The organism is Streptomyces sp. NPDC005262 (assembly GCF_042872425.1).
Classification (GTDB): Bacteria; Actinomycetota; Actinomycetes; order Streptomycetales; family Streptomycetaceae; genus Streptomyces.
The window spans coordinates 490,545-516,226 of the sequence record NZ_JBIAKK010000002.1 but is presented as its reverse complement, the minus strand read 5'-3'; the positions used below and the strand labels follow the sequence as shown (position 1 = coordinate 516,226).

Below are 25,682 nucleotides of genomic sequence, written 5' to 3'. Positions count from 1 at the left end.
CGACCTCCGGTGCACCCCACAAGACCGTCCACCCCGAGAACCCATAACCCTCGCAACCAAGGAGACCCTGCCCCGTGTCCCGTACCTCCCTCAGACGGGGAGCCGTCGCCGCTCTGTGCGCGGCGCTCATACCCGTCGTTCCGGCGGCAGCCACCTCCGCTGCGCCGAGGCCCCCGGGCCCGCCGTCGGACGCGGCGCTCGCCGCTCAGCCCGCCCGGCACGATCTGACCCGCGAGCAGTTCTACTTCGTCATGCCCGACCGGTTCGCGAACGGAGACATCTCCAACGACCGCGGCGGGCTCACCGGTTCACGGCTGGAGACCGGCTACGACCCCACGGACAAGGGGTTCTACCAGGGCGGCGATCTCAAGGGCCTGACGGACAGGCTCGACTACATCAAAGGTCTCGGCACCACCGCCATCTGGCTCGCCCCGATCTTCAAGAACCGCCCAGTGCAGGGCACCGGCAAGGACGCATCAGCCGGTTACCACGGCTACTGGATCACCGACTTCACCCAGGTCGACCCGCACTTCGGCACCAACGCCGACCTGTCGAAACTGATCGACAAGGCCCACGGCAAGGGCATGAAGGTCTTCTTCGACGTCATCACCAACCACACCGCGGACACCGTCGACTACGCCGAGAAGAAGTACGGGTACAAGCCGAAGGGCGCCTACCCGTACCTCGACCGGGACGGCCGCCCCTTCGACGACAGCAAGGGCCTGGCGAAGGTCGACGCGGACTCCTTCCCGTACACGCCGAAGAACACCGGGGAGAAGGTCCCGGCCTGGCTCGACGACCCGACGATGTACCACAACCGCGGTGACTCGACCTACGCCGGCGAGTCCACCACGTACGGCGACTTCTCCGGCCTCGACGACCTGTGGACCGAGCGCCCCGAGGTCGTCTCCGGCATGGAGAAGATCTACGAGAAGTGGGTCCGCGACTTCGATATCGACGGGTTCCGGATCGACACGGTCAAACACGTCGACCTGGACTTCTGGACCCAGTGGGCGACCGCCCTCGACACCTACGCCGCCCGGCACGGCCGCGACGACTTCTTCATGTTCGGCGAGGTCTACTCCGCCGACACCGCCCTCACCTCGCCGTACGTCACACGGGGCCGGCTCGACGCGACGCTCGACTTCCCGTTCCAGGAGGCGGCCCGGCAGTACGCCTCGCAGGGCGCCCCGGCCTCGAAGCTCGCCGCCGTCTTCGGCGACGACTACCGGTACACCACCGACAAGGCCAACGCCTATGAGCAGGTGACCTTCCTCGGCAACCACGACATGGGCCGCATCGGCACGTTCCTGAAGCAGGACAACCCGAAGGCCGACGACGCCGAGCTGGTCGACCGGGCCCGCCTCGCCAACGAGGTGATGTTCCTCAGCCGCGGCAACCCCGTCGTCTACTACGGCGACGAGCAGGGTTTCACCGGCGCGGGTGGCGACAAGGACGCCCGCCAGACGATGTTCGCCTCGAAGACCGCCGACTACCTCGACGACGACCAGCTGGGCACCGACCGTACGCACGCCTCCGACGCGTACGACACCGGCCACCCGCTGTACCGGAACATCGCCGAGCTCTCCGAACTGACCAGGAAGAACCCGGCCCTGCGCGACGGCGTCCAGACCGAGCGGTACGCGGAAGGGTCCGTCTACGCCTTCTCCCGTACGGACCCCGAGCGGTCGAACGAGTACGTCGTCGCCGTCAACAACGGCACCGCTGCGAAGACGGTCGAGCTGCCCACCGCCTCGGCCGCCATGAACTTCCGTACGTTGTACGGCGGTTCCGGTACGGTCCGCAGCGGCTCCGACAAGAAGATCACCGTCACCGTGCCCGCACTCGCCGGCGTCGTGCTGCGCGCCGAGAAGCCCCTGGGCGCCCCGGCCGCCAAGCCCTCGATCACGCTGACGGCACCCGCCGCCGGAGCCACCGGCACCGTGGAGATCTCCGCGGACGTCGACGGCGGATCCCTCGACCGGGTCGTCTTCGCCGCCCAGACCGGCAACGGCACATGGGTCACCCTCGGCTCCGCCGACCACGCCCCGTACAAGGTCACCCAGCACCTGGACAGCAAGGTGACGGCGGGAACGCCGCTGCGCTACAAGGCCGTCGTCGTCGACCGCGCCGGGCGGACCGCGAGCGCCCTCGCCTCGACGACCGCGGGACAGGCCCCGGCGGAAGGGAAGCCCGTCGCCGTCGAGCGCGACTACGCCGTCGTCCACTACAGGCGCGCGGACGGCGACTACGACGGCTGGCACATCGAGTCGGGCGACACGTCCGTCGAGTTCACCGGGCGTGACGCCTACGGTGCGTTCGCCTGGATCAAGCTCGACGAAGGTGTGTCCTCCGTCCCGTACACCGTCGAGAAGGACGGCACCGCCGACGGGCCGCTGCGCACCGTCGACCTCGCGAGGACCGGGCAGGTCTGGATCGAGCAGGGCAAGGACGGCCAGGCCGACGAGGCCCCCGAGGGCGCCTATCCGGCGCAGGACACGACGAAGGCCGTCCTGCACTACCACCGGGCCGACGGCGACTACGACGGCTGGGGACTGCACACCTGGACCGGTGCCAAGGAACCCACGGACTGGTCCAAGCCGCTCCAGCCGGTGAAGAAGGACGCCTACGGCGTCACCTTCGAGGTGCCGCTCACCGACGGCGCCACCTCGCTCAGCTACATCCTTCACAAGGGTGACGAGAAGGACCTCCCCAGCGACCAGTCGCTCGACATCGGCACGTACGACCACGAGGTGTGGATGATCGCCGGACAGCCCGGCTATCTGCTGCCGCAGACCGGCGGTGTGCCCACCCCCGACCTCACCAAGGCCGAGGCACAGTGGATCGACTCCGACACCGTCGTGTGGAAGGTGAAGGCCGGCGACGCCACCAGCCAGCAGCTCGTCTACGCGAAGGACGGCGCGATCTCCGTCGTGGACGGGGCGCTCTCCGACGAGGGCCGGTGGCTGCGGCTCACCCCGTCCACACTGACCGACGCCCAGAAGGCGAAGTACCCGCACCTCAAGGACTATCCGGCATTCACCGTCGACCCGCGTGACCGGGACAGGGTCCGCGAGGCGCTGCGCGGCCAGCTGATCGTCACGCAGCGCGCGGCCAACGGCGCTCTGCTCGCCGCCACCGGCGTACAGAGTGCTGGTGTGCTCGACGACCTGTACGGGAAGAGCGCGAGCGCCGCGGCGCTCGGTCCGGTCTTCGGCCACGGCCGCCCCACGCTCTCCGTCTGGGCTCCCACCGCGCAGACCGTCGCCCTGGAACTCGACGGGAAGAACATCCCGATGCGGCGCGACGCCCGCACCGGTGTCTGGTCCGTCACCGGCACCGCGCAGTGGACCGGCAAGCCGTACCGCTACGTGGTGAAGGTGTGGGCGCCCACCGTCCAGAAGATCGTCACCAACAAGGTCACCGACCCGTACTCCACCGCCCTGACCACCGACTCCGCCCGCAGCCTCGTCGTGGACCTCGACGCCCCGGCACTCGCGCCGAAGGGCTGGACCGGACTGAAGAAGCCCGCCGCGGTCCCGCTGCGGGACGCCCAGATCCAGGAGCTGCAGATCCGCGACTTCTCGATCGCGGACCCCACGTCCAAGCACCCGGGCGAGTATCTCGCCTTCACCGACACCCGCTCGGACGGGATGAAGCACCTCAAGGAGCTCGCCGACTCCGGCACGAGCTACGTCCATCTGCTGCCCGCCTTCGACATCGGCACCATCCCCGAGAAGAAGTCGGCCCAGCAGAAGCCGGCTTGCGACCTGTCCGTGTACGCCCCCGACTCCGAGGAGCAGCAGGCGTGCGTGGCGAAGGCCGCCGCGAACGACGGGTTCAACTGGGGATACGACCCGCTGCACTACACGGTCCCCGAGGGCTCGTACGCCTCCGACCCCGACGGCACCCGGCGTACCGTCGAGTTCCGGCAGATGGTGCAGGGGCTGAACGGTGCCGGACTGCGGACCGTCATGGACGTCGTCTACAACCACACCGTTGCCGCCGGCCAGGACGACAAGTCCGTACTCGACCGGATCGTGCCCGGCTACTACCAGCGGCTCCTGGACGACGGCACCGTCGCCACGTCCACCTGCTGCGCCAACACCGCGCCCGAGAACACCATGATGGGCAAGCTCGTCGTGGACTCGATCGTCACCTGGGCCAAGGAGTACAAGGTCGACGGCTTCCGCTTCGACCTGATGGGCCACCACCCGAAGGCCAACATCCTCGCCGTGCGCAAGGCGCTCGACGCGCTGACGGTGGCCAAGGACGGCGTCGACGGCAAGAAGATCATCCTGTACGGGGAGGGCTGGAACTTCGGTGAGATCGCCGACGACGCCCGGTTCGTCCAGGCCACCCAGAAGAACATGGCCGGCACCGGCATCGCCACCTTCTCCGACCGGGCCCGCGACGCCGTCCGCGGCGGCGGCCCGTTCGACGAGGACCCGGGCGTCCAGGGCTTCGCCAGCGGCCTGTACACCGACCCCAACACCTCGACCGCCAACGGCAGCCGCGCCGAACAGAAAGCCCGGCTGCTCCACTACCAGGACCTGATCAAGGTGGGTCTGACCGGCAACCTCGCCGACTACACCTTCACCGACTCCTCGGGCCGCACGGTCAAGGGCTCGGGTGTCGACTACAACGGGGCCCCCGCCGGATACGCCGCGGCCCCCGGCGACGCCCTCGCCTACGCCGACGCGCACGACAACGAGTCGCTGTACGACGCGCTCGCCTTCAAACTGCCGGCGGACACCTCGGCCGCCGACCGGGCCAGGATGCAGGTTCTGGCGATGGCGACCGCCACCCTTTCGCAGGGCCCGTCGCTCTCCCAGGCAGGCTCGGACCTGCTGCGCTCCAAGTCCCTGGACCGCAACTCGTTCGACAGTGGCGACTGGTTCAACGCACTGCACTGGGACTGCCGGGACGGCAACGGCTTCGGCCGCGGACTTCCCCCGGCAGCCGACAACGAGTCCAAGTGGTCGTATGCCAAGCCGCTGCTGACCGCCGCCGCGCTCAGCCCCGGCTGCGCGCAGATCAACGGTGCGTCCGCCGCGTATCAGGACCTGCTCACCATCCGTACGACGGAGAAGGAGTTCGACCTCTCCACCACGGAGCAGGTGCAGTCCGCCCTGTCGTTCCCGCTCTCGGGGAAGGACGAGACGCCCGGTGTGATCACGATGCGGCTCGGAAAACTGGTGATCGTCCTCAACGCGACCCCCGGCACCGAGCACCAGCAGATCGCGGAGCTGGCCGGGAAGGACTACGCCCTGCACCCCGTCCAGGCCGCGGGGGCGGATTCTACTGTCAAGGAGGCCTCGTACGAGAGGAGTTCGGGAAGCTTCACCATCCCGGGACGCACGGTGGCCGTGTTCTCCCTGAGGTGACCTGGACAGGACTACGTTGAGGGCAGCCGCCGGGGAGTGAGCCGGATCCCAGACTCCCGGGCGCGCCCCTCCCACCACATGGACCGGTCACGGCCCGCTGTCCCGTACGCACAGGCGATGGGTGTGTACCCACGCCGTACGGGCCGGCGGGCCGGTTCAGCCCGCCCCGGCCGTCCGGCGGAAGGAGCAGGGTGCCCCCGGCGCTCCACCGGCGGTGCAGGTTTCGAGCGTGCCGCGTGCCGGACAGTGACAGTGACGGTGACCATGGTGGGGAACATTCCCGAGGAGACGACGAGCTTCGTCGGACGCACGGCGGAACTCGCCCGGCTCGACAACACGCTTGGTGCCTGCCGGCTGACCACACTCGTCGGAGCCGGCGGCGTCGGCAAGACCAGACTCGCGGTCCGCGCCGCCCGGCAGGCCGCACCCGCCCATCGCGACGGAGTCCGGTGGGTGGATCTCTCCCCGCTCCAGGGCGACGGGCCGCTCGTCGCGACCGTGTCCGACGCCGTCGGCCTCTCCGGCCAGACCCTGTGCATGCCCGTCGACGCCCTGTGTGAATGGCTCACCGACAAACAGCTGTTGCTCATCCTCGACTCCTGCGAACATCTGCGCCCCTCCTGCGGCCATCTGCTCGGCGAGATCCTCACCACGTCGCCCGGCCTCACCGTGCTCGCCACCAGCAGACAGCCCCTCGACATCAAGGGCGAGCAGCTCATCGAGGTGGCGCCGCTGCCGGTCGAAGGGGCGGCCGACGCACTCACCCTGTTCCAGGACCGGGCCCGCGCCGCGGACCCCGACGTCACCTTCGACGCACCGGGGGACGCCGAGGCCGCCACCGAGATCTGCCGCCGCCTCGAAGGCATCCCGCTCGCCATCGAACTGGCCGCCGGAGGCATCGGCCGGCACACCGTCGAGCAGGTCGCCGCACGGATCGGCTCCCGCTTCGACGTACTCACCGACTCCTCGCTGTGGCCGCCGCGCCACCGCACCCTGCGCACCACGATCGGCTGGAGCCACGAACTCTGCACCCCGCTGGAACGGCTGCTCTGGGCCCGGCTGACCGTCCTGCGCGGCGACTTCGACGAAGCGGCCGCCCGTGAGGTCTGCGCCGAGGGGCCGCTCACCGAGGACGGCGTGGTCACCGCACTGAGAGGACTGGTCGCCAAGTCCGTCGTCAAACGGGACGGGGGGCGGCACCGGATGCTCGACACCATCCGTGAGTACGGCCGGATGTGGCTCGCCGAGCTCGGCGAGGAACCTTCGACGCCTCGCGACGCGCCTCACCGTGCGCCGTAACGGACCCTCCGGACCCGGCGCGGCCCCAGGTGACGTCGGTCAGTCCCACCAGAACGACCAGGCGCGCTTGCCGAGCACCCGCACCGCGGCGTACTCGGTGAGGGACTCCTCGTAGCCCTGCCACACGGTGTCCGGGCAGAACGCGAAGTGCTGCGCCGCCACGGCGAGTGCCTCGGTCATCGTCGTCGGCGGGGCCGCCACGGAGACGTACAGCATGTCCGGCTCCAGGCCCGCCACCCGTATCCCGAAGCGGTCCTCCCACGAGCGCAGTACGGCGGAGAAGGGCGCCGCGTCGTTGTCGTAGTTCAGCGGGCCCGTCCAGCCGATGGCGGCCGGCACGTCCGCGCTGCGGCGGGCGGGTATCAGCGCGAGCCTGCCGCCGTCCTCACCCTCCGGGTCGTCGTCCTCGAAGTCGAGCAGTTCCGCCGCCAGTTCGGCCGCGCGCATCTCCGGGTCCGCCTCCGGTGCGAGGGCCGAACAGAGCCCCGGCCAACTGCGTCCGAACGGCGCGAGCTGCGCCACCCGCTCCGCGTCCTCCGCGGCGTCCTCGCCCGGCTCCGGCGCCGCGTACCTGGTCCACCACCCCGCGAGCTGCTCGCCGGCGTCGATGGCACCCGGGTCCGTGACGCCCTGAGGCCACAGTGCCCCGTCCCAGCTTTCCTCGACCCGCTGCCCCTTCCGCGAGCGGATGACGACAGCCCGCAGCCCGACGGCCCCGGACGCCGAGGACACCCGACTCCAGGTGTCCTCGTCCACCGCCTGCGAGGACACCCACAGCAGTGGCTCGGGCCAGGTGCCGTCGAGTGTCCCGTGCAGGAGGCCGCCAGGCGGCAGTGCGAGCCCCGAGGAGTCCAGGGTGAGCAGCGAATTCCCTTGTGCGGTCATGCTGATCACCGTAAAGGTGAAGTCTGACAACGGTCCGTACCGCACCCTGGAGCACTTGATGCCGCAGATCACCGTCGACTACTCCGCCGAACTCGACGACGCCTTCGACCGCCGCGGCTTCGCACAAGCCCTGCACCCGCTGGTCGCCAAGACGGTCACCACGAAGATCGCCGCCTGCAAGACCCGCTTCCGCCGGGTCGACGAGTCCGTCGTGGCCGACGCCGTCACCGGCGACGCCATCCTGCACGTCTCGATCGGCCTGCTGCCCGGCCGCTCCGACGAGATCAAGGCACAGCTCACCGAGTCCGTGCTGGAGCTGGCGAGCGCACACATCAAGCCCACCGACGGCCTCACGGTCCACGCCTCGGCCGAGACCCGCGACCTGGACGCGTCCTACCGCAAGCGCTGACCCCTGCCGTCGTCAGGACAACCGTTGCGAGGGCACAGCCGGCACGGCGGGCGACAAGGCGGAGAGCCGCGTCAGCAGATCTCCGAACGGCCCGTCGACCGGCTCCTCGGCGAGGACCCGCAGCACGATGCCCGCCATCTCCGTGTCGTACGCCGCACTCACCGCGGCCAGCGCCGCGAAGTCGTGCACCAGCTGCATCTCCAGCTCCGCGCGGGGAATCCGCCGCCCGTCCAGCCAGATCAACGCCGTCGACTCGGCGAGCGACACCCACGACCGCACGACCAACTCCAACCGTGCAGGAGGCTCCTCCACCCCCAGGTGGGCGAGGATCTGCTCGTACGCCGCCTGCCGCACCCCGTCGATCATCGCGTTCGCCGTCGACGACCCGACCGCGGGCCCGCCCCGCATCAGCGCGGAGAACCCGGGCCCGTGCTCGTCCACGAAGTCGAAGAACCGCCCCATGACCCGCAACAGCCGGGCCCCCAGGGGCCCTTCACGCGGCTCCAGGAACCGCCCCGCCAACTCATCGGCCGCCCGTCGCAACGCCGCCTCGTACAGGCTCTGCTTCCCCGGGAAGTAGTGGTAGACGAGCGGCCGGGAGATCCCGGCGGCCGCGGCGATCTCATCGATGGACACCTCGTCGGGGGCGCGGTGGCTGAACAACTCCAGCGCGACACCGATCAGCTGCTGCCTGCGCTCATCGACGCCCATCCTGCGCCGCACCCCGGTCGTCATGCCACCAGCGTACCGACCGGGCCGAGTAGGCGGCCCGGTGGTGTCCGGGCGGCCCGCGCCCACACCTCCCTACAGATCGAGCACCAGCCGCTCACCCAGGCACCGCGACACGCAGATCAGCATCGAGTCGTCGCGTTCCGTGTCCGTCAGGAGTTCGTCGCGGTGGTCTATCTCGCCCTCCAGCACGCGCTGTTGGCACGTTCCGCAGAAGCCCTGTTCGCAGGAGTACGAGACGTACGGGAGTTCCTCGCGGACCGCGGCCAGGACCGACTGGCCGGCCGCGACCCGGACCGTACGGCCGGTGCGGTGCAGCTCCACATCGAAGGCGCCGGAACCGGCCGGTGATGTGGCCGCCGCCGTGAAGCGTTCCAGGTGGACGGTGCAGTCCGCCGGAACTGCGGCCGTGACCGCGTCCATCAGGGGTTCCGGGCCGCAGCAGTAGACCGCCGTGCCGGGCGCGAGGTCCGTGAGGGCTGCCGCCACGTCCGGGCGGCCGGATTCGTCCTCCGGTACGACCGTGACGCGGTCGCCTTCCGCGCCGAGTTTCTCGATCTCGTCCAGGAACGGCATCGAGGCGCGCGTACGGCCTCCGTAGAGCAGTCGCCAGTCGGCGCCGGAGGCGGCAACCGTCCGCAGCATCGGGAGGATCGGGGTGATGCCGATGCCGCCCGCGACGAAGACGTACGCGGAGGCTTCGGTGATGAGCGGGAAGCGGTTGCGGGGACCGCGGATCTCGATCTCCACGCCCTCGTGCAGCTGGGCGTGGACCTCGCGTGAACCGCCGCGGCCGTCCTCGGCCAGCCGGGTCGCGACCGTGTACGTGTCCGGCGCGGCCGGGTCGCCACAGAGCGAGTACTGACGCACCAGGCCCGAGGGGAGGACGAGGTCCAGGTGGGCGCCGGGCTGCCAGGCGGGGAGGTCCGTGCCCTCCAGGCGGAGTTGGACCACGCCGTCCGCGGGCATGGTCCGCTTGGTGATCAGCAGGTGGCGGGTCGTGGTGGAGCGGCGGCCGGAGTGGCCCGAGACCGGTTCCTCCAGGGCCGGCAGCGGCCACAGCGGGGACTTCTCGATGCGGCGGTGCAGGGCGCGCTTGGCGAGCAGCGCGGCGCCGGTCACGAGGAGGACGGTGCGCAGGCGGGGCAGTGCCATGGGTCAGTGGGTTCCCGTCGTACGGGCCTCGGCGGCCAGGGCCGCGGGCGAGTGGGCGAGATAGTCGATGGCCTGCGCCGTACTGCCCTCCTGGGAGGGGTGGTAGGAGTGGCTCAGATAGCGCGGGATGGAGCGCAGCAGGGCGGGCGTGGAGGGCAGGGTGCCGCGCTTGCCGCTGTCGTAGAACGCCTTGAACGACGCCTTGCCGTCCAGCAGGCTGGGGTCGTTCTCCATGAAGAAGCGGACACCGCGCTGCCAGAGGAAGACCAGGGCGGAGAAGGCCAGTCCCCAGGTGCGCACCCGGCGCCGGTAGCCGCCGTCGACATGCATGAAGACCTCGAAGGCCACCGAACGGTGTTCGACCTCCTCCGCGCCGTGCCAGCGCAGCAGGTCCAGCATGGTGGGGTCGGCCCCCTTGCGGTCCAGGGCCTCGGAGTTCAGGATCCAGTGGCCGAGAAACGCCGTGTAGTGCTCGATCGCCGCGATGATCGCCACCCGCTCCATCAGCCACCACTTGCGGGCGCGCCCCGGCGGCAGCGTCCGGTCGCCGAGCAGCTTCTCGAAGAACCAGTCGACCTGTGCGGTGTACGGGGTCGGGTCGAGCCCGAGCTTCTTGAGGTGGGGGAGCACGTCGTCGTGGGCCTGGGAGTGCACGGCCTCCTGGCCGATGAACCCGATCACGTCGCGTCGCAGCTGCTCGTCTTGGATGTACGGAAGCACCTGCCGGTACACATGGATGAACCACCGCTCCCCGGCCGGGAGCAGCAGATGGAGCACATTCATCGTGTGCGTGCTGAAGGGGTCGCCCGGCACCCAGTGGAGGGGAGTCCTCTCCCAGGCGAACGAGACCTTGCGGGCCTTCAGCTCGGTTCGCTCCGACGCGACCGCCGCTGGCTGCGTGTTAGACATGTTGTCAATGTACTGACGGGTACGCAGGGGGAACAGGGGCGTGCAGCGAATTCCTGCAGTCGCTGACCAGAGGGTGGCAAAGGGCGCTGTCCGTTGCGTTCGTCCCGGCGACTGCCGGTAGTTCGCCCCGGACGGTGCCCGGTCGGCGGCGCGGCCCGGGCCGGGGGCACGCGTCGGGCCCGTGGCGGCCCTCCTCGGCGGAGGGCGCCACGGGCCCAGTTCAAATTGCGGTTCGGATCGGATCAGCGGGAGCGGTAGTCCCGGAACCAGTCCTGGTAGCCCCAGCGTCCGCGGTCATGGCGGTTGTGGCCCCAGCGCCCGTGGTTGCGGTGGTCGTGGCCCCAGCGTCCATTGTTGCGGTGGTGGCCCCAGCGTCCGTGGTCGCGGCGGTCGTGGCGGTCGTGGCCCCAGCGTCCGTCGTCCCAACGGTCGCCATCCCCGTGCCGACCGTCCTTGACCTGCACGGAGTGGGCGACGCCGACAGCGCTGGGGGCGGCGGCCTGAGCTGCGCCGGCACCGCCGAGCACGACGACGGCGGCCACACAGACGGCGGCAGCGAAGCGTGGAACATGCATAGAAATCTCCTGTCGCAGCAGGCGGCGAACCGCCTGCTCGGATTTGACCTCGCAACCGTCGCCCCCCGACGACCGTTGACGACCGCGCCACGCGCTCCAAGACACCCGATCTGCTGCAATGCCGCTGATCGTGGAACCGAGTCCTGTAGGCAATCCGTGTACCTCCGTCTGCCTCCCCCGTCTCCATCGCCACCCGCTCTTCGGCACCCCGCCCCACCTGCTGGTTCTCACCGAGGCAGTGGGGGCGGGCCTGTCCGGCGGGGACTGCGCGTCCCACTCCGGGGGCACGCCGGCCGGTCCGCCGCCGCGCGCCATTCGGAGCAGAGGATCGGGGCGTGCAGCACAAAAGGGCGCGGCAGAACGGGGTCAGCGCAGGGCGCCCACCCGCCGACCGTCCGCCAGCAGCCCGCTCAGCTGCGCCCGGTCGCCCGCCCGCGCCGGGACCGCGAGCAGATGCCCCCGCGCCCGGCCCCCCACCCCGCCGGACGTCGTCAGCGACGCGAACTCCTCGCTGCCCGCCGCCAGTACGTACCACCGGCCGCCCCGCGACTTCCACAGCACACCCGCCAGCACCCGCGGATCCCGCACCCCGCAGGCCGGTGAATCCTCGGCGCGCGCCGCGACGGCTCCCGGCGACACCACACCGCCTGCGGCGGGGGGCGTGGACGGCACCTGGAACTGGGCGAAAACCCTGCTCCCCGTGCCCCGCCAGGTCTCCGCCCGGGTGCACAACCACTGCGCGTAGCCGTTGCCCTCAGGCAGCCACTGCCGGGCGTACGGCCAGGAGTTCACCGACCGCACGCCGCGCGACCGGACCGCCGTCAGCAGACAGGCGGTCCGCGCCCAGCTCTCCCGATCCGCCCGCCCGGACACGTCGTGCGGCGCCGAGGGCGACCCCGAGGTCAGCCGCGCCGGGGCGAGTTCGCCGAGGTCCGTCAGCAGCCGGGTCGAGGTGCCGGCGTGCATCTCGACGGCGGACCAGGAGTGGCAGCGCGCGGCCGTCGCCGGGCTCGGCAGTGCATCGGTGACGCCGTTGCGGTCGCGGTGCAGGGCCCGGGCGGCCCGGCCAGGGGCGAGCAGATTCCGTACGGATACCCCGCGGACCCAGGGCGCCGTCAGATAGCGGACCGTGCGCGGCCCACGACTCACGATCAGGGCGTCGGCGGAAGTCGCGTCCGCGTTGTCGACCCGCGCGAAGTCGAGCGCCGCGCCCTGCGTCGGATCGGCGTTGCGCGCCTCCGCGTAGCGCACGACGCGCAACCCGTCGTAGAACAGCACGACCGAGGCCGTCCCCACCTCGCCCGCGTACAGCAGCTGCGGGGAGCCCATCGGCGGCCCGACCGGCGTCCCCGGCGTCGTCGACGACCGCACCGCTGCGCCGGGGCGCGCCCAGACGGCGAGTGCGCGGCGCAGCAGCCGGGCGTCGTCGGTGCGGTCCCCGCGGGTGGGCCAGGCGGTGAAGTCGGTACGGGGCGAGCGCTGCCAGAAAGCCGGCCTCACGCGTCGTAACGCCGCTGGTTCCAGGGCCCGTTCGGCCGCAGGGTTACGGGAGTACAGGGGCGCGGCCGCCGGGTCCCGGCCCCAGCCGTTGCCGGGCAGACCCAGCAGCGCCCCGCACACCAGCAGTGCGGCGACCGCCGCCAGCGCGGCCTTCGCGCGCCGGCGGCGGCGGAGCAGATCCGGCGGGCGGGCCTGAAGGGAACAGGGGTCGAACTCCGTGGAGGCCAGAAGCGCGTACGGCGCCGCCACCGCGTCGGCCTCCATCAGCGCCGCATGCGGGTCCGCGACTCCGGCGGCGGCGAGCACCCGCCGTACCTCGCCGTCCGCGAGACCCTCCAGGCCGCGCAGGACGTGTGCCGCGCGGGCCGGACCGGACAGCGCCGACAGGGCCTGGTCCAGGGCGAGTTCGTCCGCGCCGCCGGAGTGCGGGAAGAGTCGCAGACCCCAGACCAGCGGAAGCAACGGCGGCAGTTGGGCCCGTCGCGGCCAGGCCGGCCGGCGCAGGGGAAGGCCGGCCTGCAGTGCGGTACGCAGCACCCGTTGCCGGATGAGCGCATAGCCCGGGTCGACCCCGGTCGTACCGACGGGCCGGCGGGGGAGGGGGATGCCGTCCCCGGCGGCGAACGTCGTCCGGCGTCCCGGCGGCAGGGACCGCTGGGCGAGGGAGTGGGCGGTCAGCACGCGGCGGTTGCGGCCGAGGGAGGGCGGCAGGACGAGATAGCCGAGCCGGACCAGCCGCGGATAATGCTCGACGAGCGCCGCTTCGGCCTGCTCCACATCGACCTGCTCCCCATCCACCGGGGCGGCGGCGGAAGGTACTTCTGGCAGTGGGCGCACGTTCAGCAGAACGAGCGAATCGTGCGATGGTCACTCCGGCGTACGGCCGCCGCTCCCCGATCCTGCCGTTCGGCCGCGCCGATGGGAGCGAAGGGGCACGATGGCCGGATGGTGACGCAGTTGGAGATGCGACGAGGACGTAGTTCCGGGGCCGGTGGGTTCAAGGCCGGCGAGTTCGGGGCCGGCAGGTTCGGGGTCAGGGCAGCCGCGGTTGCCCTGGCAGGAATGGCCCTTCTCGCGGCCTGTTCAGCCGGCGGCGACGGCAAGCCGGACGTCCCGCCGACCGCGACCGGCAGCCTGGAGCAGCTGGCCACGAAGGCGCAGTGCAAGCCGAACATCCAGACCGACGCGCAGGAACTGCGCCAGGCCAACTGCACCACCGACGACGGCCGTTACGTGCTGGCCACCTTCGAGACCGACCGCGGGCAGCGCGAGTGGATCAACGAGGCCAACGACTACGGCGGCTCGTACCTCGTCGGCCGTAAGTGGGTGGCCGTCGGCGAGCCGAAGGTGGTCGCAGCGCTGCGCGGCCGGCTCGGGGGGACAGTGGAGACCGCCTCGCCGCACCACTCGGGGAGTAGTGGCAGTGGGGGGAGCGAGGGAGGGCACTCCGGTCACCACGGGAGCTGACCGCGCAGGTAGGAGGGGGTGGGGTGCTGCAGAGGGGGAAGTCAGCGGCACTTGCGCCCGCCGTTGATGCAGCTCACCACCTTCTTCATCAGGTTGTCGTCGAAGACGTTGATGAAGTCACCGTGATCGGTGACGGGCTTGTGCAGCTGCTCCGGGAAGGAGTCGACGGCGAAGCCGGGGCCAGGCGGCACGTCGTACACAATGCGCTGGACCAGCTGCGGAATGGCTCTGAAGCCGTTCGGGCACCGCCCGTTGTCCTGGGCGAAGGCGACATGGGTGCGGTGATTGGCGGAGTCGGTGTTCTGCCCGTCCCAGCAGCTCTGGAATGCGAACGAGCGGACCACCTGGCTGCCGTCCGGGCAGATCGGGTATTTGTCCTTGAGCTGCCGGTTCTCGAATCCGGTGCAGCTCCATGAGGCATTGGCGTTGGCGTCGCCGTTGGTGAATGCCTTGGCATCTCCGGTGATGATCCGCAGGAAGCGCGGCATCGCCGTGACCTTGCCGGTGGGATTGCCGACGAATTTCAGCGTGACCTGGGACGGAGTCTGGATCTCTCCGACGTTCTGGTCCTTGCCACCGCCGTCCGCGTCCACGTCGTTCTCCGCCGTCCCGTTCTGCAGACGCAGGACAGGCCAGTAGTACGTGGACCTGTCACCCTGGTTCCGGCAACTGGTATCGCCATTGGCCAGATCGTCATCGCTGGCAAAGGCGTCATTGGCCTGGTTACCGACGTAATCGTGCATATGGTGGGCGCCGTTGCTCACGCCGGGCGCGACGATGACATTGTCCGGGTTGAATTTGCCGTTCTCGTTACGCCCGCAGTCGGTGGTGAACGTACCGCGTGAGGCGCCGCGGCGTTGGCGTGGCCTGTCGACATTGGGCTGCACAGACTGGATGTCGACGAAGTCGGACGCCTCGGGGCCGTTGCCCTGCTGCCCCTGACCGTTGTCACCGTCCTGGCCGCCGTCCTGGCCGCCGTCCTGCCCCTGGTCGGCACCCTGATCTCCGCCTTGGCCCTGGTCGGCACCCTGATCATCGCCTTGGCCCTGGTCGGCACCCTGATCATCGCCCTGGCCGGCGTCCTGGCCGGCGTCCTGCCCCTGACTGTCACCGGCCCCGTACCCGCCACCGCCATGGCTGTCGTCGTCGGCGCGCAGACTGCACGGAGCCAGCCCGTCCAGTCCTTGCGGGCGGTCCGCGTTGCGCTCGACGGCGGTGGCGATACGGTCGATACTCGCCGTCCGCTTGGCCTTCAACGGACCGAGTACGGCATTTTCGGCAAGGCCGGGATCACGGGAGATCTCGTCCTTCCGATCTGCGAATTGCTGGTAGGCATCGGTGATCTGGGTATCCATGGCGGCCAGTTCGCGGTCGACCTCCCAGCGTGCCTGGTCGGGCACATCGGGAAGTTCGTTGGCCACGTCGGGGCAGTCGATGGTGGACATCTGGGTGCCCGTATTCCACGTGCGGCCGGGAGGCGAGCCGGACGCTCCTTCTCCCGCCGAAGCGTAGACATTGACCGCGATCAAGCCACCTCCGCCCAGAATCAATGCGGCCGAGGCGACAATCGCCCGGTTGGCCAGCGTCGAACGTTTGCGTGATGTGCGTCCCATGGAACTCCTCATGCTTCGAGGGAGAAGCGTGACGTTCCATACGGTTGTGGTTCGGGAGGCGTTCAGCGAAAGGGGAAGTTCGTAGAAATCTCCATTCTCAAAACCGGTCACATGGGGGCGGGAGCGAACTCGGCGAGCTGTCGGTCCATGGGTGCATCGACCATCCGGTTGGCCAGCGTCGACATCGTGTAGGCGCCGATGCCGAGGACCACTTCGAGGGCGTTCCGCGGGGTGTAGCCGTGTGCCAGGAAGCCCTGCAGCGCGCCTTCGTCGACCGCGCCCGCCGTCGCCAGGACGGCAAGGGTGAACTGGCGTACCGCTTCGAGTCGTTCGTCCGGGAGCGGTAGCCGCTTCGCCTCGCGCAGTGCGGCGATCAGGTCGGCTTCCGCACCGAGTGCGGTGAGTTTCGCGGTGTGCATGGCCACGCAGATGTGGCAGTCGTTGCGGGCGGCGACCGTCATGATCAGGACCTCGCGGGAGAGCGGGTCCAGGGTGGTCGACTCGAAGAGCGCGCTGATCTTCAGGAAGCCGTCGAGCAGTTGTGGCGACGTGGCCAGCCGGCCGACGGCGACGGGCAGATAGCCCTGCTTGTTCACCACGGCCGCCATGGAGCGACGGGCGGGGGCGGGGGCGGATTCGAGGGTGTGGTCGGGAAACGCGGGCGCGGGCATGGTGGACCTCTCGCGATAAACTCGACAACATGATTGACGAAAACGTAAACCAGGTTGTCGAGTTTTGCAATGACTGAGCGGACAGGGCGAGTTGAAGGTGTGGCGCCCGGCGGTGACGGCGCGGGCTTCGAACTGCCCCTGCTCCTGTTCGCCGGCTTCCGCTCGATCATCGACGCGCTCCATCGCGAACTGGCCGAACACGGCCACCCCGACGTGCGGCCCGCCTACGGCTTCGCGCTCCAGGCCGTCGGTCGCGACGGCGCCACCGCAAGCGAGATCGGCCGACGGCTGGGCGTCTCCAAACAGGCGGCGGGCAAGACTGTCGACAGGCTGGAGAGCCTCGGCTACGTCGAGCGGATCGACGATCCGCAGGACGGGCGCCGCAAGCTGGTCCGGGTCACCCCGCGCGGTGTCGACGTGCTGGTCCGCTCCGCCGAAGGATTCGACCGGCTGCGCGTCGAATGGGCTCGGGCGCTCGGTGCCGAGCGGCTGCGGGCCCTGGAGTCCGATCTGCGCACGATGGCGCCCGCGGACGGGTTCCGGCTCGACGCTGCGGCGTGGTTCAACGGCTGAGGTGCTCCTCGGGTGTCGTGGCAATAGATGGGACGTATTTCGCAGGCGCCCTTCCCGTGGGTCTCATTGTGCGACAACATGCCCAGGTCGACACCCAAGAGATCCGACCAATGAGGTCGAGAATGAGAGGGAACCATGGCACGACGCACCCGTGTGCTCAGTGCGCTCGCACTGGCTGCCGCGGCCGCGCTCGTTCCCGTGCAGGCCACCGCTCAGCAAGCCGCGCCGGCGGCCGGGCAGCAGCCCGGGCGCCAGGCCGCCGCACCACAGGGCACCCCGTGCGCCGCGCCTGTGAAGCCCGCTTCGCAGATCGCCGTCGAGGCCTGTGACAGCCCCGAGCGGATCATCGAGAAGGCTGCGAACATCGTCCCCACCCCCGGCCAACTCGCCTGGCAGCAACGGGAAGTCACCGCCTTCACCCACTTCGGCATGAACACCTTCACGGGCCGCGAATGGGGATCGGGTACCGAGGACGAAAAGCTCTTCGCCCCGAAGAGCATCGACGTCGACCAGTGGATGCGTGCCTACAAGGCGGCCGGTGTCGAGCAGGTCATGCTCACCGCCAAGCACCACGACGGGTTCGTCCTGTACCCCTCCCGTTACACCGACCACTCCGTCGAGCTCAGCCCCGGCAGTCCCGATGTCGTCGGCGCCTACGTGAAGGCCGCCCGTAAGGCGGGCCTGAAGGTCGGCCTCTATCTCTCGCCCTCCGACGGGGCCGAACTGCCGCACGCCTGGCATGCCCAGTGGGTCGAGTCGATCCGCAAGAAGCAGGCGGAGGGCAGGCCGCTGAGCCTGCCCGAACAGATGGCGCTGGAGGACGGTGACCGGGCGCCCGCGGGCGAAGGCAGGTTCGGCAACGGCAGTGCCGTCACCGAGCGCACCATCCCCACCCTCGTGCCCGGCGACGACCGCGCCACCGCGGTCAAGCGTCACAAGCTCCCCACCTTCACGGTGATGGCCGACGACTACGACGCGTACTACCTCAACCAGCTGTACGAAATCTTCACCCAGTACGGGCCGATCGAGGAGCTCTGGCTGGACGGCGCCAACCCCTGGTCCGGCTCCGGCATCACCCAGAAGTACGACGTCAAGCAGTGGTTCGACATGGTCAAGGCGCTGTCGCCGAACACCGTGATCTTCCAGGGCCCGCAGGGCGTGCGCTGGGTCGGCAACGAGGGCGGCACCGCCCGTGAGACCGAGTGGAGCGTCACCCCGCACGCCACGGACCCGTGGACCGGGCTCGGCAGCCTGCCCAACGACTCGACCGACGCCGACATCGGCTCCCGCGCCAGGATTCTCGACCCGACGACCAAGTACCTGCAGTGGTACCCGGCCGAGGCGGACGTTTCCATCCGGCCCGGCTGGTTCTACCATCCGGAACAACAGCCCAAGACTGCAGCGCAGTTGATGAATCTGTACGAGAAGAGCGTCGGCCGGAACGCCGCACTGCTGCTGAACGTGCCGCCCGGCCAGGACGGCCGGATCGCCGATGCGGACGTCGCGTCACTGACTGCCTTCGGCAAGGCGGTGCGCAACACCTACGGCACCGATGTGCGACGCACCCAGGCTCCGGGTCCGTACACCTTCGACCGGGTCGCCGTCCGCGAGGAGATCCGGCACGGGCAGCGGGTCGAGAAGTTCGCCGTGGAGGCCAGGATCGACGGCAACTGGCAGCGGATCGCCGAGGGCACCACGATCGGCAACCGGCGCATCCTGCCGCTCGCCTCGCCCGTCACGGCGACGGCGGTACGGGTCAAGGTCCTGGAGTCCCGGGCCACACCTCACCTCGGGGCGACCACGCTGCACCTGAGCTCGGCCGGATGAACCGCCGGCCGGAGGTAGCGGGTCACCCCCGGTCGAGATAGGCCAGCACCGCAAGAACGCGGCGGTTGTCGTCGTCGGACGGCGGCAGGCCGAGCTTCCCGAAGATATTCGAGGTGTGCTTGGCCACCGCCCGCTCCGTGATCACCATCTTCGAGGCGATCGCCGCGTTCGAACGGCCCTGAGCCATCAGCTCCATGACCTCCAGCTCGCGCGGCGTCAGTCCGCCCATCGGCTTGTCCTGCGCCCGCCGCGACAGCAGCTGCGAGATCACCTGCGGATCCATCGCCGTGCCGCCGGCCGCGACCCTGCGTACCGCGTCGATGAACTGGTCGGCGTCGAAGACCCGGTCCTTGAGCAGATATCCGATGGCCCCGTTGCCGTCCGCCAGCAGCTCGCGTGCGTACAACTGCTCCACGTGCTGCGAGAGCACGAGCACCGGCAGCCCCGGCCGGGCCTTTCGGGCGGCCAGTGCGCACTGCAGGCCCTCGTCCGTGTGGGACGGCGGGAGCCGGACGTCGACCACGGCGACGTCCGGCTCCAACTCGGTGAGTGCCCTGGTCAGTTCGGGCCCGGTCTCGACGGCTGCCGCGATCTCGAAGTCGTACGCCTGCAGCATCCGGACCAGACCGTCGCGCAGCAGGAACAGATCTTCGGCTAGGACAACTCGCAAGGGATCTCCATGGTCACCATGGTGGGACCGCCCGCGGGGCTGCTGACGGCCATGATGCCGTCGAATGTACCGAGTCGGCGTTCGATTCCGCTCAGTCCTGAGCCCGGTCCGATGGTCGCGCCGCCCTTCCCGTTGTCCGTGACGGAGATCCGCAGCATCGAGTCGGCGTGGTGGATGTCCACCCAGAGACGGTCCGCCCCCGAGTGCTTGGCAGCGTTCGTCAGGGTCTCGCTGACCGCGAAGTACGCGGCAGACTCGACCGGCGCCTCGGCGCGGCCGGCCAGCTCCACCTCGACCTCGGCCGCGATGGGGAGCCGCAACGCCAACGCCTTGACGGCGTCCCCGAGTCCGCGTTCGGCCAGGACCGGCGGGTGGATGCCCCGTACGAGATCACGCAGTTCGGTGAGGGCTTCCGCCGACGACTCGCGGGCCATCGCGAGAAGCTTCTTGGCCTGTGCCGGGTCCTTCTCGATCAGCGCCTCGATCGTGCCCAGGTTCATGCCCATGGCGACCAGCCGGGCCTGCGCGCCGTCGTGCAGATCGCGCTCGATACGGCGCAGTTCGGACGCGGCGGTGTCCACGGCCTCGTGCCGGGTCTCGGTGAGCCGGTCGATCCGCCGGGCCAGTTCCTGCTCATGGGTGGGCGCCAGCAGCGAGCGGGCGATCACGAAGTGCAGCCGCAACAGCGGATTGCTCACCTTCAGACCCACCAGGAAGAACACCACACCGAGCCCGGCGGCGGCCAGCGCCGTCGCCTGGCTGTCGACCGGCACGAACGCGTACCAGTACCGGTCGTCGGTGAAGACCCGCCACAGGCCCGCCGCCAGGACGAACCCCTCCACCGGATAGAGCAGCAGAGCCGAGGCGAAGACCGACACGCAGTAGCCGGCCGTCATGTCGACCAGCAGCCACTGGATGTCCCGCCAGGTCGCCGGATCCTTCAGCATCAGCGTCGTCCGCTCCACCTGCCCCGTGAACCCGCCGCGCAGATCCTTCGGGAAGGGCCGATAGGGGACCGGGATGCGGATGTCCGACCAGGTCGCCGCCAGCAGTCGGCGCTGGTTGGCGTGCCTGCGGACGGCGTCCAGCACCAGTGGGGTGGTGACCAGGCCCAGACCCAGCGGAATGAAGGCGATCGAGAGCACCGCCAGGACGAACAGGGTGATCGAACCGGCGAGGCCGGCGATCGACAGTACGATCCCGCGCCCGGCGGCCAGCAGCGCGGACCGTATCCGGCTCTGCATCGTGTTCATGATGGTCCCTCTCCCTCGCCGGGCCCCTCGTGACAGGCCGCGGTCCGAGGACAGTCTCACCCGGCGGTCAGGCGTGACGTCAGCCGTTCCGCCACCCGGGAGGGGTGTACCCAGCACCACCATCGCGCCCTCGCCCTACGCCTCGGGGGAGAGGGGGTTCCGGCGGCTGGGGCGGCAGGCGCGCCGTTCCTAGGTTGATGAGCGACTCATTCGACGTCAATTTCTGGGGGCGAAACGCCATGAGGCGCAATCTCGCGGCACGCATCGGCGTGTGGAGCGCACACCATCGCAGGACGGCCATCCTCGGCTGGCTGCTCTTCGTCGTGCTCGCCACGGGCATCGGCGGGGCATCCGGCATGGTCGAGATGACGGACGCCGAGAACGCCACGGGCGACTCGGCGCGGGCCGAGCAGATCCTCCATGACGCCGGTCTCGCCCATCCCGCGGGTGAGCTGGTCATGGTGTCCGTCGCGAAGGCGGGCGACTGGCGGGACGCGGCCCGTGAGGTGTCCGCCGCCGTGGAGCGGACCGGCGAGGTCCGGAACCTTGCGGAGCCCATCCCCTCCAAGGACGGCAAGGACGCCCTGATCACCTTTGACATGAAGGGAGACGCGGCGACGTCCGCCGACCGGGTGCAGCCCGTGCTCGACGCGGTGTCCGGGGTCCGGGAGAAGCGGCCGGACATCACGATCCATCAGTTCGGCGAGGCCAGCGCCGGGAAGTGGCTCGGCGACCTGCTCTCCGAGGACTTCAAGAAGGCCGAGTTCACCGCCGTCCCCCTGGCCCTGGGCATCCTGTTGGTCGCCTTCGGCGCCATGGTCGCGGCCCTGCTGCCGGTCGGGCTCGCACTCACCGCCTGTATGGCCGCCTTCGGTCTGCTGTCGCTGGCCAGCCACCAACTGCACCTCTTCCAGACCACGTACTCCGTGATGTTCCTGATGGGCTTCGCCGTCGGCGTCGACTACTGCCTCTTCTACCTGCGGCGCGAGCGCGACGAGCGGGCCGCGGGGCGCGACGCCGGGACGGCGCTGGAGATCGCGGCGGCGACCAGCGGCCGGGCCGTGCTGGTATCCGGGCTCACCGTCATGGTCGCGATGGCCGGCATGTTCCTGTCCGGACTGATGCTGTTCAAGGGTTTTGCCCTGGCCACGATCACCGTCGTCCTCATCGCCGTGCTCGGCTCGGTGACAGTGCTTCCCGCACTGCTGTCCTGGCTCGGGGACCGGATCGACGCCGGGCGGGTGCCACTGCTGAACCGGCGCTCCCGGCGGGGCGTGCGGGCCAGTGGCTCCTTTGCAGGCAAGATCGTCGGTCCCGTCCTGGCCCGGCCCAAGATCTTTGCTGTCTCCTCGGTCGTCGTCCTGCTGGCCCTGGCCGCGCCCGCCCTCGGCATGAAGACCGAGTCGCTCGGCCTGGAGAAGCAGTTCGGTTCCGACTCGGAGCTCTCCGTGGCGTACCGGAACATCGAGGAGACGTTCCCGGGCGGCCCCGCCCCCGCCCTCCTCGTGGTCGAGGCGGACGACATCGGCTCGCCCGAACTGCACAAGGCGCTGGCCGAGTTCGGCCCCGACAAGGTGACTGTGCACCGGGCGCAGAACATCGCGGAGATCGAGGTGCCGCTGCCGGACGGCAAGGCAGACCTGGCCGAGCTGCGCGACGAGCGGGTGCCCGCCGCCTTCGACGGGACGGGTGCGCAGGCCTACGTCACCGGAGAGCTGGCCGGGTCCGTCGACTTCAACGATCAGCTGAAGCGCGGCATCGTCCCCGTCTTCGCGTTCATCACCGCGGTGACCTTCCTGCTGATGCTGTTCTGCTTCCGCTCGTACGTCATCGCGGTGACGTCCATCCTCCTCAACCTGCTCTCCGTGGGCGCCGCGTACGGAGTGATGGTCGCCGTCTTCCAGCACGGCTGGGGCGCTTCACTGATCGGCTCGGAGGGGGTGGGGGCGATCGAGGCATGGATGCCGTTGTTCGTCCTGGTGGTGCTCTTCGGCCTCTCGATGGACTACCACGTGTTCGTGGTCTCCCGGATCCGCGAGGCCCGGCAGAGCGGTCTGGACACCCGGGCGGCCATCGACACAGGCATCCGGCGGACGGCGGGCGCGGTGACCGGCGCGGCCGTGATCATGGTGGCGGTGTTCGCGGTCTTCGGGACGCTGTCCATGCAGGACATGCAGCAGATGGGCGTCGGCCTCGCCGTTGCGGTGCTGCTGGACGCCACGATCGTACGGATGGTCCTGTTGCCCTCCGTCATGGCGCTGCTCGGCGAGCGGAACTGGCGGACGCCGCGCGGACTCTCCCGGCTGCCGAGTCCGGACCACGGCGAGGGGGAAGCGGCGGGCGCGACGGCCGAACCGGTTCCGGCCGGACCGGGGCTGCACGGCTGACACCCGTACGAAGAAGCCCTGGTCCACCGGGTACCACCGGTCGGCCAGGGCTTGTCGCGTGCGGCCCCGGTCAGGGGGCGTACTTGTAACCGACGCGTCGCACCGTCTGGATCGACCGGCGGTGCTCGATGCCCAGCTTGCGGCGCAGCCGGGCGATGTGGACGTCGACGGTGCGCCCGTCGCCCACATGCCCGTAGCCCCAGACGGTCGTCACCAACTGGTCGCGGGTGTGCACCCGGTGCGGGTGCGCCACGAGATGCGCGAGCAGCTCGAACTCGAGGAACGTGAGGTCGAGCGGGTTCCCGTCCACCACCGCGGTGCGCTGCACCGTGTCGATGTGCACCGGACCGGCCGAGGCCGCGCTGGCCACCGGCTGCGGCACGATCCGCTGGGCGGCGGCCGTGGCAGCGGCCGCGACGGCGGGCTGCTGATCGGCCGGTACGAGCACCAGGTAGCCGATCATCGGCGGTTGGCCCGGCAGCGCCGGAAGGGTGTGCTGGGGCGCGGGCAGCCAGGTGGCACCCGGTGGGAGGAAGCCGGCCACATCGGCCGGCTGGACGAACTCGTCGGGGTCGACGGCCCGCAGCCGGTGGCGGTTGGGGGAGACGGAGCGGGCGGAGGGTGGGGCCGCAGCGGTCGCCGACGGTGCTGTGGTGACAGCGGTGGCGGCGGAGAAGGTGCGAGTGTTCGCCATGAGGGTCAGCTCTTTCGCGCGAAGGAGTCGTCGAGGGACGGACTTGCGTCGTGCGCGCGGACCGAAGACCGGGGTGAGCGGCTTTAGAGGGCCTGCGCGTTCCACGCGCGACAACACACCCGGTCGAAGTCGTGATGCTGACGAGAAGGCCAGAACGGCTCGAGGTCGCTGCGACCCGGCGCGGTGTACTGGAAGCTGGCCATGCCCCTATTAGACCAGACAAGGCGGCGCCGCTGCAGGTCTCTCTCACCCGTCGATACGGACCCTTCGCATTGCGTTCCTCACCTCGTGGGCCGACGCCTCGTGCTGTCCCAACCGCCTCGGCAGCAGGTGAGATGCTCCCGGTGGGGGCCGGATGCGCCGAAGGGGCACCCACCGTTTCCGGCGGGTGCCCCTTCGTACGGAATCAGATGCGGATCAGACCTGGTCGGCCTTCTCCAGCGCCGTGCAGCAGGTGTCGACGACCAGCCGCGTGACGACGTACGGGTCGACGTTGGCGTTCGGGCGACGGTCCTCGATGTAACCCTTCTGGTCCTGCTCGACCTGCCACGGGATACGGACCGAGGCGCCGCGGTTGGAGACGCCGTAGCTGTACTCGTTCCACGGGGCGGTCTCGTGCAGACCGGTGAGGCGGTCGTCGATGCCGGCGCCGTAGTTCTTGACGTGGTCCATCGGCTTCGAGCCCTCGCCCAGCGACTCGCACGCGGTGATGATGGCGTCGTAACCCTCGCGCATCGCCTTGGTCGAGAAGTTGGTGTGCGCGCCCGCGCCGTTCCAGTCGCCCTTGACCGGCTTCGGGTCCAGAGTCGCGGAGACGTTGAAGTCCTCGGCGGTGCGGTAGAGCAGCCAGCGGGCGACCCACAGCTGGTCGGAGACCTCCAGCGGGGAGAGCGGGCCCACCTGGAACTCCCACTGGCCGGGCATGACCTCGGCGTTGATGCCGGAGATGCCCAGACCTGCCTCCAGGCAGTTGTCGAGGTGCTTCTCGACGATCTCGCGGCCGAAGATCTCATCGGCGCCGACACCGCAGTAGTAGCCGCCCTGCGCGGCGGGGAAGCCGCCCACGGGGAAGCCGAGCGGCCGGTGGCCGTCGAAGAAGGTGTACTCCTGCTCGATGCCGAAGATCGGCTCCTGGCCGGCGAACTGTTCGGCGACCGGCCGCAGGGCCGCACGCGTGTTGGACTCGTGCGGCGTCATGTCGATGTTGAAGACCTCGCACAGCACGAGCACGTCGTTGCCGCCGCGGATCGGGTCCGGACAGGAGAAGACCGGCTTCAGCACGCGGTCGGAGGCGTGACCCTCGGCCTGGTTGGTGCTGGATCCGTCGAAGCCCCAGATGGGCAGCTCCGCGACACCCTGGGAGGCATCCCCGGCCATGATCTTCGTCTTCGAACGAAGCTTGGCGGTCGGCTCGGTGCCATCGATCCAGATGTACTCAGCCTTGAACGTCACGGAAGCCATCCTTTGCGGGTGCTGCGATGCTGCGGTCTGCGGTCCGGTCTCTGCAGCGCAGCTTCGCAAGACGCGATTTCCCGTCCGTTGCCCGAATGTGAACCACGTGTTACCGAGGTTTCCTTCGTATGCATGGGCCGCCGCACACCGGAACCACCCTCTTCGTATACGGGGTTCGATGCAGCACAGCCATGTGCCGGTCCGGATCGATCCTCCTCCGCCACATC

18 protein-coding genes and 1 pseudogene are annotated in these 25,682 nt (G+C 69.9%); 7 read left to right on the top strand and 12 right to left on the bottom strand.

The features are described from left to right. Positions 1-74 precede the first annotated feature (74 nt). Positions 75-5,387 carry a pullulanase-type alpha-1,6-glucosidase gene (gene pulA, locus ACFYP5_RS07515; RefSeq protein WP_389031854.1) on the top strand — a complete coding sequence of 1,771 codons (5,313 nt, stop codon included), beginning with the start codon at positions 75-77 and terminating at the stop codon, positions 5,385-5,387. A gap of 264 nt (positions 5,388-5,651) precedes the next feature. Then, positions 5,652-6,647 (top strand): annotated as a pseudogene (locus ACFYP5_RS07510) (ATP-binding protein); the annotation flags it as partial. A 78-nt stretch (positions 6,648-6,725) separates the two neighbouring features. On the opposite strand, the gene ACFYP5_RS07505 reads toward ACFYP5_RS07510, so the two are convergent. Next, positions 6,726-7,571 carry a DUF4253 domain-containing protein gene (locus ACFYP5_RS07505; protein ID WP_389031851.1) on the bottom strand — a complete coding sequence of 282 codons (846 nt, stop codon included), beginning with the start codon at positions 7,569-7,571 and terminating at the stop codon, positions 6,726-6,728. Positions 7,572-7,629: 58 nt separating this feature from the next. On the opposite strand from ACFYP5_RS07505, the gene ACFYP5_RS07500 reads away from it, so the two are divergent. Beyond that, positions 7,630-7,980 carry a 5-carboxymethyl-2-hydroxymuconate Delta-isomerase gene (locus ACFYP5_RS07500; protein ID WP_389032950.1) on the top strand — a complete coding sequence of 117 codons (351 nt, stop codon included), beginning with the start codon at positions 7,630-7,632 and terminating at the stop codon, positions 7,978-7,980. 12 nt (positions 7,981-7,992) lie between these two features. Here ACFYP5_RS07500 and ACFYP5_RS07495 read toward each other — a convergent pair whose 3' ends face one another. The 5 genes from ACFYP5_RS07495 to ACFYP5_RS07475 form a co-directional block, all read right to left on the bottom strand. Then, positions 7,993-8,715 carry a TetR/AcrR family transcriptional regulator gene (locus ACFYP5_RS07495; RefSeq protein WP_389031849.1) on the bottom strand — a complete coding sequence of 241 codons (723 nt, stop codon included), beginning with the start codon at positions 8,713-8,715 and terminating at the stop codon, positions 7,993-7,995. 69 nt (positions 8,716-8,784) lie between these two features. Further along, positions 8,785-9,864 (bottom strand): PDR/VanB family oxidoreductase, encoded by a 1,080-nt coding sequence (locus tag ACFYP5_RS07490; RefSeq protein WP_389031846.1) that lies wholly within the window; start codon positions 9,862-9,864, stop codon positions 8,785-8,787. A gap of 3 nt (positions 9,865-9,867) precedes the next feature. Beyond that, a complete protein-coding gene (locus tag ACFYP5_RS07485; protein WP_389031844.1) occupies positions 9,868-10,773 on the bottom strand; it encodes a metal-dependent hydrolase in 906 nt (301 codons plus the stop codon). Positions 10,774-11,015: 242 nt separating this feature from the next. Continuing rightward, complete coding sequence (locus ACFYP5_RS07480) at positions 11,016-11,348, bottom strand: hypothetical protein (RefSeq protein ID WP_389031841.1); 333 nt, start codon at positions 11,346-11,348, stop codon at positions 11,016-11,018. A 366-nt stretch (positions 11,349-11,714) separates the two neighbouring features. Continuing rightward, positions 11,715-13,685: a hypothetical protein gene (locus ACFYP5_RS07475; protein WP_389031838.1), complete on the bottom strand. Its 1,971-nt coding sequence runs from the start codon at positions 13,683-13,685 to the stop codon at positions 11,715-11,717. A 225-nt stretch (positions 13,686-13,910) separates the two neighbouring features. Between ACFYP5_RS07475 and ACFYP5_RS07470 the strand changes: the two genes are divergently transcribed. After that, on the top strand, positions 13,911-14,315 hold the full coding sequence (locus ACFYP5_RS07470) for a hypothetical protein (RefSeq protein ID WP_389032947.1): 405 nt from the start codon (positions 13,911-13,913) through the stop codon (positions 14,313-14,315). A gap of 41 nt (positions 14,316-14,356) precedes the next feature. Here the strand turns inward: ACFYP5_RS07470 and ACFYP5_RS07465 are convergent, their stop codons facing one another. Next, on the bottom strand, positions 14,357-15,928 hold the full coding sequence (locus tag ACFYP5_RS07465; RefSeq protein ID WP_389032944.1) for a DUF1996 domain-containing protein: 1,572 nt from the start codon (positions 15,926-15,928) through the stop codon (positions 14,357-14,359). A 107-nt stretch (positions 15,929-16,035) separates the two neighbouring features. Further along, on the bottom strand, positions 16,036-16,599 hold the full coding sequence (locus tag ACFYP5_RS07460; protein ID WP_389031835.1) for a carboxymuconolactone decarboxylase family protein: 564 nt from the start codon (positions 16,597-16,599) through the stop codon (positions 16,036-16,038). A 69-nt stretch (positions 16,600-16,668) separates the two neighbouring features. Between ACFYP5_RS07460 and ACFYP5_RS07455 the strand changes: the two genes are divergently transcribed. Next, positions 16,669-17,172, top strand: a complete 504-nt coding sequence (locus ACFYP5_RS07455; protein ID WP_389031832.1) for a MarR family winged helix-turn-helix transcriptional regulator — start codon at positions 16,669-16,671, stop codon at positions 17,170-17,172. Positions 17,173-17,307: 135 nt separating this feature from the next. After that, positions 17,308-18,999 carry an alpha-L-fucosidase gene (locus tag ACFYP5_RS07450; protein ID WP_389031829.1) on the top strand — a complete coding sequence of 564 codons (1,692 nt, stop codon included), beginning with the start codon at positions 17,308-17,310 and terminating at the stop codon, positions 18,997-18,999. 22 nt (positions 19,000-19,021) lie between these two features. Here ACFYP5_RS07450 and ACFYP5_RS07445 read toward each other — a convergent pair whose 3' ends face one another. Further along, on the bottom strand, positions 19,022-19,669 hold the full coding sequence (locus ACFYP5_RS07445; protein ID WP_389031826.1) for a LuxR C-terminal-related transcriptional regulator: 648 nt from the start codon (positions 19,667-19,669) through the stop codon (positions 19,022-19,024). Further along, the gene (locus tag ACFYP5_RS07440; RefSeq protein ID WP_389031823.1) at positions 19,654-20,922 is read right to left on the bottom strand and encodes a sensor histidine kinase; all 1,269 of its coding nucleotides are present in this window, start codon (positions 20,920-20,922) and stop codon (positions 19,654-19,656) included. The genes ACFYP5_RS07445 and ACFYP5_RS07440 overlap by 16 nt, the downstream gene beginning before the upstream one ends. Positions 20,923-21,161: 239 nt before the next feature. Between ACFYP5_RS07440 and ACFYP5_RS07435 the strand changes: the two genes are divergently transcribed. Further along, positions 21,162-23,309 (top strand): MMPL family transporter, encoded by a 2,148-nt coding sequence (locus tag ACFYP5_RS07435; RefSeq protein WP_389032941.1) that lies wholly within the window; start codon positions 21,162-21,164, stop codon positions 23,307-23,309. 70 nt (positions 23,310-23,379) lie between these two features. Here ACFYP5_RS07435 and ACFYP5_RS07430 read toward each other — a convergent pair whose 3' ends face one another. After that, the gene (locus ACFYP5_RS07430; protein WP_389031820.1) at positions 23,380-24,003 is read right to left on the bottom strand and encodes a winged helix-turn-helix domain-containing protein; all 624 of its coding nucleotides are present in this window, start codon (positions 24,001-24,003) and stop codon (positions 23,380-23,382) included. 417 nt (positions 24,004-24,420) lie between these two features. Then, positions 24,421-25,455, bottom strand: a complete 1,035-nt coding sequence (gene glnII / locus ACFYP5_RS07425; RefSeq protein WP_389031817.1) for a glutamine synthetase — start codon at positions 25,453-25,455, stop codon at positions 24,421-24,423. Positions 25,456-25,682 lie beyond the last annotated feature (227 nt).